This window comes from uncultured Thiodictyon sp., assembly GCF_903946935.1.
Taxonomy (GTDB): domain Bacteria; phylum Pseudomonadota; class Gammaproteobacteria; order Chromatiales; family Chromatiaceae; genus Thiodictyon.
This window is the reverse complement of sequence record NZ_CAJAXH010000147.1, coordinates 1-7,825: the sequence shown is the minus strand read 5'-3', so window position 1 is coordinate 7,825 and position 7,825 is coordinate 1. Positions and strand designations below refer to the sequence as shown.

The window sequence follows — 7,825 nt, the reverse complement described above, 5'->3', positions numbered from 1 at the left end:
GTTGACGCTCGCGATCGGTTACGAGGACAGGCGCAGGACGAAGCAAGGGCATCGAAAAAACCAGAGTAGATCACGAAGTTTGCATCTTACAACGCGCTCTTCAGAAACGGTATTAGGATTTTCATCCTGCGGTACTAGCCTAAGAATGCTAACACCGCGCGACTCTTTCCGCCGCTCTCTTGGCGTGCGGGCGGGTCGGCGCCCCCGGCCGGGGTCACGACCGCAACGCCTTCATGCCTGCGAACCGCTCCCGCACCGACCCGCCGACCTGGCCCCGTCCGCAATCAAGAAGTCGCCTGATACCCTTTGCTCAGGGGTGCAGACAGAGGTACTGCCAGATCACCGATGCCCCGGCCAAGGCGGTAATCTCGGCCACGTCATAGGCGGGGGCGACCTCGACCAGGTCCATGCCACGGAAGTCGATCCCCTCCAACCGTTTGAGGATCGCCATGACCTGCCAGGTACACAGTCCCCCGACCTCGGGGGTGCCGGTGCCGGGCGCCTGGCCGGGGTCGATGGCATCGATGTCGAATGAGAGATAGGCGGGGCCGGACGCGAGGACGGCATGCACCTGAGCGGCGACGGCCCGCGGTCCGGTCTCGTGGACCTCCTCGGCGGTGACGATGCGCACGCCCTGGGCCAGGGTCCAATCGTAAACGGCGCGCTCGACGGGCGAACGGATGCCGATCTGGATCATCCGCCGCGGATCGACCAGGCCCTCGACGATGGCCCGGTAGAATACCGAGCCGTGGCCGAGCGGCTGACCGAAGCTGTCGGGCCAGGTGTCCACATGGGCGTCGAAATGCACGATTCCGACCGGCCCGCACCGCTGCGCCAGCGCCCGCAGCAGCCCCAAGGTGATACTGTGGTCGCCGCCGATGGTGACCAGGTGGGCATATTGAGCCGCCTGGTCGGCGATCAGGGACAGGGAGCCGGGGAGGTCGCCGAGGGCAATGGCGAAGTCGCCGACATCCGCGAGGCCCAGGGTGCGTGGGTCGCGCCAGTTCGCCGGGTTGTCGCCGTCGACCAGCATGCGGCTGGCACGGCGCACCGCGTGTGGCCCCTCGCGGGCTCCGGAGCGGTTGGTGGTGCCAAGGTCCAACGGCACGCCAGCCACGCAGATGCGCGCGGCCGCGGGGTTCAGGGTGCTGCCGAGAAAGGTGGGCGGGATGGCAAAGGTGGGTGTCATGGTTTGGAAAACGCCGGCCGTTAAGATCGCCTGGAACCTATCATAATGCGTCGGCTTGCCGATCGTGCCGACGGTATCCTCGGCCTTGGTCAACAATCCTGCCACTGGGAGCGCCGACATGCTGTCAGCCAACCGCCGCAGGCGGTTCGCGGTTTCGCGGTAAATCGCAAAGGATCTTGTTTTCGCGCGGATCCAACGGCGCTTCGCGCCGTCGCCGACAGGCTGTCGGCGCTCCCAGGGACGGCGGGGTTGGTGTCTGCGACTACTTGCCCAGCCGCTGGAGCGGTGTTACGAGAGGTCGGGTGGCCGGAGTTATGATCAACGCCCGCAACTGCCGAGAGGAATCGACTATGTTTCCGACACCTGTGCGCGTGTTCTTGACCCGGGGCATCGGCGTTCACCGCCACGCCCTAACCGCTTTCGAGCTGGCCCTGCGCGATGCCGACATTGAGCAGCAGAACCTGGTCTATGTCTCGTCCATCGTCCCGCCCCACTGCCTGTTGATCCCGCGCGAGGTCGGGCTGGAGGCCCTCAGGCCCGGCGACATCACCTTCTGTGTGATGGCCCGCAGCGAGACCAACGAGCCCGGCCGCCGCATCCATGCCAGCGTCGGACTCGCCCGACCCACGGACCCCGATGGCTATGGCTACATCTCCGAACACCACGGATTCGGCGAAACGGAAACACAGAGCGGGGACCATGCCGAAGACCTCGCCGCCAGCATGCTCGCCAGTTCGCTCGGGCTCGAGCTGGATCCTGAGGTCGCCTGGAACGAGCGCCGCAGCATCTACGAGCACAGCCATCTGGTAATCGAGAGCCTGTCGATCACCGCGGCCACGCAAGGCGACCCCGATGGACGGCGGACCTGTGCCGTCAGTGCGGCGGTGTTCCTGTTCTCCTGAGCGCTAGGTCATCGCGTCGGTCTGTGGCCCGACCGCGGGTCAGTTCACCGCGCCTTGTGCTCGCCGCGGTTGGCATCGAGCACGCGTTGGTAGCGGTCCGGGTCGTTTTTCAGCATGAGCACATAGTCCTCGACGAGACTCCTTTGTGCAGTATGTTGATGTGGGGTACGGCTGCCGGGATTAACGGCAAGAGGATATCAGCGCTGGTGGGCGTCTTGCGTGACCAGCAAAACGCGCCGGTCATGCCGGGGGCGTCCCGCGGACAGCCGATTCGGCCATGCCGGGTGACCCGAGGCGCCAGCCAGGACCGGGGAGTCTAACCGCGATTTGTTACGGCTTCGCTACACGCGAGTTCCTGGTCTCACAGGCGGCGGGGATTCAGTCAGTCTTCCCGCCGACAAGCAGTATGAAGGGTTTCCCGTATAATGGGTGGGCGCCGATCCGGCGGACGCAGCAGGATGGACCGCGGCGCGTCCACTCATGAATCTGCGCCGTCGGCGAAAGCATGAGATCAGCCCAGCACCCCTTGCCTGCACGGACCTCGACTGCACTATGTACAGCAACGACCGACTGATCATTTTGGACGCCGACGGCACTACCGTGGATGCCTTCAGCGCCATCGACAGGACCTTTGCCCTGCATGACATGGACATCGGCCCGCTGACCGGCTTCCAGAAACGGCGCCATGTTTTCAAGTACCTGGGCGGGGTGAAGGAGTTTCCGCGCAATCTGCGCAAGCAGTTCGCCCGGGCGAAGCGCTCGCGTCTCATCGCCACGCTGACCGACATTTATCGTGAGGAGGGCCACCTCTACGAGGGGATGGCCCAACTGCTGGAGCGACTGACGGACCAGCCCGGGCTGCGCGTGGGGATCGTGACCCGCAACATCACCCGGGACCCGGTCGCGACCCTGGAGACCCTGTTCCGGCGCGAGGGCTTCGACCCGGCCCGCTTTCACTTCCTGGTCCATTTGCCCTTGGCCTTGGAGAAGTTGGACGCCTTCCGTGCGGTGCGCGCCCAGTTCGAGGTCAACCCGGCACTCGCCTTTGCCTGCGGCGACGAGGCTAGAGACTATCAGGCGGCGGTGGGCGCGGGCCTCCAGCCCTTCATCGTGTCATACGGTTTCGAGGATTTTGAGCGGCTCACCGTGCGTCACGGCATCCCGGAGGAGTTGATCTCCCGCAGCCCGGCCGATCTGGCCGCGCGGCTACTCCATGCCCTGGGTCTCGCGGGCGCGCCAGCATAGTGTCCGCGGCCGGCCGCGGCGCGAAACCTAAAATCAGCAGTTAAGCCGCAAATGAACGCAAAGAAACGCAAGATAGACCAGTGGCTTATGGGTCCGCCTCGAACAAGCTCGGCTCACCCGCCGGGTACACTGCATGCTTCAGCAAGCCACAGATGTCCTCTTGTATTTATTTGCGTTCGTTTGCGTTCATTTGCGGCCAAATACTCTTTCTAGGCTGGGTTAACCGTATCGTCATCATTTCCTCACGGGCCGGCAACAGCGGCTGGATACAGTGGATGCTGCTTCTTTAATGAGCCGAGGATCATCCATGCCAGCGATCGCCCCCGCAGTACCCCTGAGGCGCGGTGCGCGCCTGTTCGTCGAACTCGCCACCAGCGCATACGAGGTCCGCGAGGCCCAGTCGCTGCGCTTTCGCGTCTTTGGCGAGGAGTTTGGGGCCAAGCTCAAGGGGGGCCATCAGGGACTGGATGTCGATGACTTCGACAGCGTCTGTCAACACCTGTTGGTACGCGAGGCCAATACCGGCCGGGTGGTCGGCTGCACCCGGCTATTGACCGATACCAACGCCCAGCGTAGCGGGTGTTTCTATTCTCAGGGCGAGTTCGACCTGGGACCGGTAGCCACACTCCCCGGGCGAAAGCTGGAAATCGGTCGCACCTGCATTGCCCCGGACTACCGCCAGGGTGCGGCCATCGCGGTGTTGTGGTCGGGATTGGCCGGCTTCATCCAACTGCACGGGTTCGACTATCTGTTCGGCTGTGCCAGTATTCCATTAGGTGCCGACGATATCCAGGCCGCGGCCATCATGAACCGCATCCGCCGTCAGGCCATGGCGGCACCGGAGCTGCGCGTCAACCCGCGCGTGCCGCTCTTGAGCAGCGCGGTCCCGGACGCGGTGCTCGATGCCCCCCTGCCCCCCTTGCTGAAGGCCTATTTTCGCTTGGGCGCGCGGGCCTGCGGCGAGCCCTGCCGGGACCCGGACTTTGGCGTCGCCGACGTGCTCATCCTACTGCGGGTCGCGGAGCTCAACCCGGCCTATTCCAGGCACTTCATCGAGCGCGCGGACGCGACTTGAGCCCGATGGCACAGGCCCTGCAAGTCGCGGTCGTCACCGAGACCTACCCCCCTGAGATCAATGGTGTCGCCAATACCATGCGGCAATTGGTCGCGCGCCTGGCGCAGCGCGGCCATCGGGTTCAGGTGATCCGACCGCGTCAGGCGACCGACCGCAAGCCGCACCCCACCGAGACCCTGGTGCCCGGCCTACCCATCCCGGGCTATCCCGGTTTGCGTTTCGGGCTGCCGGTGTATTGGCGCCTGCGCCGGCAGTGGCACAGGCAGCGCCCAGATGTCGTCTATATCGCCACCGAGGGACCGCTGGGACAGGCCGCGCTCAGGGCCGCGCAGGCGGTGGCCATCCCTACGCTGACGGGCTTTCACACCCAGTTCGAGCAATACAGCCTGCACTATGGGCTGGGGCTGCTGGCGGCACCCATCGCCCGCGCCTTGCGTCGCTTTCACAACCGCTCCGACGCCACCCTGGTCCCCACCGCGGAATTGCGCGACCGCTTGACGGCCGAGGGATTCAACAAGGTCCAGGTGGTCGGGCGCGGGGTCGACACCACACTGTTCAATCCGACACGTCGGCGCACTGAACTGCGCGCCCGCTGGGGCTGCGCCCCCGCGGACCCGCTGCTGCTCTATGTCGGTCGCCTCGCGGCAGAAAAGAATATCGCACTGGTACTGGAGACCTTCACCCGCACCCAGGCGGCCCTGCCCAATGCGCAATGCATGCTGGTGGGCGATGGCCCGGAGTTGGCCCGACTGCGACGGGCCTATCCGCAATTTCGCTTCGCCGGCGCCAAGGTTGGGGTCGAGCTCGCCGAACACTATGCCAGTGCCGACCTGTTCGTCTTCCCAAGCCTCACCGAGACCTTCGGCAATGTGGTGCCCGAGGCCATGGCCAGCGGGCTCGCGGTGGTCGCCTTCGACGATGCGGCGGCCCACAATATCATCCGCTCCTGGGACAACGGCATCACCGTCGACCCTGGCGACCCCGGCGCCTTTATCGCTGCCGCCGTGGCGGTGGCCCAGGACCTGGGGCGCCTGCGCCGCTATGGGGTCAAGGCCAGGGCCACGGCCGAGACGCTGGACTGGGATGGGGTCATCGACGCGGTGGAGCGCTGCCTATTCGATGTGATTCGCCGGCACGCCATGCCACATCGCCCTGAAGGTCTGGCGGCAACGCCCGAATAAACCTAGCTCAAACTGACCACGTAGACCCCGGCGCAGATCAAGAGTACCCCCAGGGTGCGCACCAGCGTCACCTCTTCGCCAATCAAGAAGCCGACCATCACCGCCAGGGCGAATCCCAAGCCCTCCAGCGGATAGGCCTTGCTGACATCCCAGCGCGCCAATACGCCTAACCAGGCCACCGCCCCGAGCGTATAGAGCAGGAACCCGCTGAGTATCCCCGGACTGAGCATGAGGGTCGTGACCAGGTGAGGCCCGGCGGGCTGCGCCAATGCCGCCTTCACCGCAACGCTCGACATCCCGGCCTTGATCAGGAATTGCGCAGTCACCGAGAGCAGGACGCAGCCAACGGCCGCTAAGGTGGTCTTCATAAATGGCGCACCGGCAGGCAGGGGGCCAGGGTGAGCGTCGGCACGGCGGCTGGATGCTCGCGGCGGCTCGGCACCCGCGCCTGGGCCAGGATGCGCTCGAGGATCTGCGGCACCTCGAATACCGCGCGATTCTCCACCCGGCGCACGCGCAGCTGATAGTCGGGCAGGTCGCGCGTCAGCTCATCCACCGCCGCCCGGACGGTGCGAAAATGGCGATGCACGACACCCAGCCCATGCTCGCGCACCCACTGCGTATTCCAGCGCTCTTGCGGCATGGTCCAGGGATTGCGGGTCACGATCACCGGCAGCCCCTGCTGCACGGCCTCGCTCAGGCTGCCCGGCCCCGGCTTGCCGATAAAGAAATCCGCGAGCCGCATCCAGCGCGCCACCTCGGTGGTAAAGCCAACCACCACCCGCGGTGCGCGCGCCGGCATGGCGCGCAGCGTATCGGCCAGGGCCTGATTGCGACCACACATCAGGATCAACGGCGTATCCGGCAGGCGCGCGGCAATCCCCTTCATCGCCCGCGAACCGGTACCGCCGAACAGCACCAGGCCGGTAGGGGTGTCGGCGTCCAGGCCCAGGCGCTGCCGCTCGGCGGCACGATCGAGCGGCGCCTGCTGGTAAAACTCCGGGCGCAGGATCATCCCGCTACTGAGATACACACGACTGGGGGCGCAGCCGGCGGCCAGCGCCTGAGCGCGCGCGTGTTCGGTGCCGCACACCAGATGCTGTGCAAGATCGGGCTCGATCCAGAAATGCGGCGGATGATCCGCCATGTCGGTCAGCACAGTGACGAAGGGCACCCCCGGACAGGCCAGCGCCAGGGCCTCGTGCAGCGGGCGATTGAAGTTGGGGATCAGAGAGACGACGAGGTCGGGGCGCGTCCCCTCCCAATGACCCGCCAGCCGCCGCACCAGGGGGCCGTGACCCAGGCGGATCGCCCCTTGCAGCAGTTTGAGTTCCTGGGCCAGACCGAGCGTAAAGCCGGTGGCCAGACGCTGATTGTAGAGGTCCTCGGGCTCCATGCCGGTGTAGCGACGGAAACGCCCGCGCGGGTCCAACACCTGGGTCAGATTGACCTTGCGCACACACCATGGCAGCCCCTGGTCATGGATACTCTGCTCCAAGGCCTGGGCCGCGGCGCGATGACCGCCACCGGCGTTGAACCAAATCAGGTCGACACGCCGCATGGCGGCAGTCGCTGCACACGGTGGCGAGGCCAGCGAGATTCCGTGTAAAAAAGAGGGGGCGCAACGGGTCACAAAGCGAGGTTCCAAACGACTGCACCATAGCGGTCAGGATTGACCCGATTATCAATGGTCCTGGTGACAGTCGTGTGACCGCCGCTCGCGACGACTGGCCCGTTCACCGGCGACCGGGGGTGCGGCGGCCTGCCTCACGGTATGGTTCAAAATAAAACGTCTTTCTCGGTTTACCAATCTAGCAGCCTGTCGGACTTGATGGCGTAACCGATTGATTAAAAAGGAAAACGACTTTTTGGCGCAAAAGAGGAAACTCTTTGCATTCAATCGGTTGCATCACTAAGTCCGACAGCCTGCTAGAGTCAAGGTCTAATATTGGACGCGTCTTCGTGTCCCAGAGCCCAGCCCTTTTAAGGTGTCATCAACATATTGTAAGATAAGTGTATTTTCAGCGCTACCCGAGAGCCCCAGCAGCCATGTTTGGCGAAATCCTCCAGAAATTTGCCGAGAAAAGTCCTTCTACCGTCATGGTACGCGCCCTGCTGGAGCAGTTGCTCAATGCCGAGAAACTGGACCAGTGGTTTGAGGTCACGCGCCAGACCCAATACACGCGTGACATTCTGTTCTCGTCGCTCGTGGGACTGATGCTGCAAGTCGTAT

7 protein-coding genes and 1 pseudogene are annotated in these 7,825 nt (G+C 64.7%); 5 read left to right on the top strand and 3 right to left on the bottom strand.

Translation table 11 applies throughout. The features are described from left to right. Positions 1 to 310: 310 nt before the first annotated feature. A complete protein-coding gene (speB, locus tag QZX93_RS13140; RefSeq protein WP_295388037.1) occupies positions 311 to 1,309 on the bottom strand; it encodes an agmatinase in 999 nt (332 codons plus the stop codon). A 230-nt stretch (positions 1,310 to 1,539) separates the two neighbouring features. Between speB and QZX93_RS13135 the strand changes: the two genes are divergently transcribed. From QZX93_RS13135 to QZX93_RS13120, 4 genes are all read left to right on the top strand, one after another. Further along, positions 1,540 to 2,091, top strand: coding sequence for an arginine decarboxylase, pyruvoyl-dependent (locus QZX93_RS13135; RefSeq protein WP_295388034.1), 552 nt, complete (start codon positions 1,540 to 1,542; stop codon positions 2,089 to 2,091). 552 nt (positions 2,092 to 2,643) lie between these two features. After that, positions 2,644 to 3,336, top strand: a complete 693-nt coding sequence (locus QZX93_RS13130; RefSeq protein ID WP_295388030.1) for an HAD family hydrolase — start codon at positions 2,644 to 2,646, stop codon at positions 3,334 to 3,336. A gap of 307 nt (positions 3,337 to 3,643) precedes the next feature. Then, the gene (locus QZX93_RS13125) at positions 3,644 to 4,411 is read left to right on the top strand and encodes a GNAT family N-acyltransferase (protein WP_295388027.1); all 768 of its coding nucleotides are present in this window, start codon (positions 3,644 to 3,646) and stop codon (positions 4,409 to 4,411) included. Positions 4,412 to 4,416: 5 nt separating this feature from the next. Continuing rightward, positions 4,417 to 5,592 carry a glycosyltransferase family 1 protein gene (locus QZX93_RS13120; RefSeq protein WP_295388040.1) on the top strand — a complete coding sequence of 392 codons (1,176 nt, stop codon included), beginning with the start codon at positions 4,417 to 4,419 and terminating at the stop codon, positions 5,590 to 5,592. A 2-nt stretch (positions 5,593 to 5,594) separates the two neighbouring features. Here the strand turns inward: QZX93_RS13120 and QZX93_RS13115 are convergent, their stop codons facing one another. Both QZX93_RS13115 and QZX93_RS13110 read right to left on the bottom strand, forming a co-directional pair. Beyond that, entirely contained in the window at positions 5,595 to 5,960 is a 366-nt protein-coding gene (locus QZX93_RS13115; protein ID WP_295388024.1) for a hypothetical protein, read from the bottom strand. Next, a complete protein-coding gene (locus QZX93_RS13110; RefSeq protein ID WP_295388021.1) occupies positions 5,957 to 7,153 on the bottom strand; it encodes a galactosyldiacylglycerol synthase in 1,197 nt (398 codons plus the stop codon). Before QZX93_RS13110 ends, QZX93_RS13115 begins: the two co-directional genes overlap by 4 nt. Positions 7,154 to 7,641: 488 nt before the next feature. Between QZX93_RS13110 and QZX93_RS13105 the strand changes: the two are divergent. Next, a pseudogene (locus tag QZX93_RS13105) lies at positions 7,642 to 7,825 on the top strand (IS4 family transposase); the annotation flags it as partial.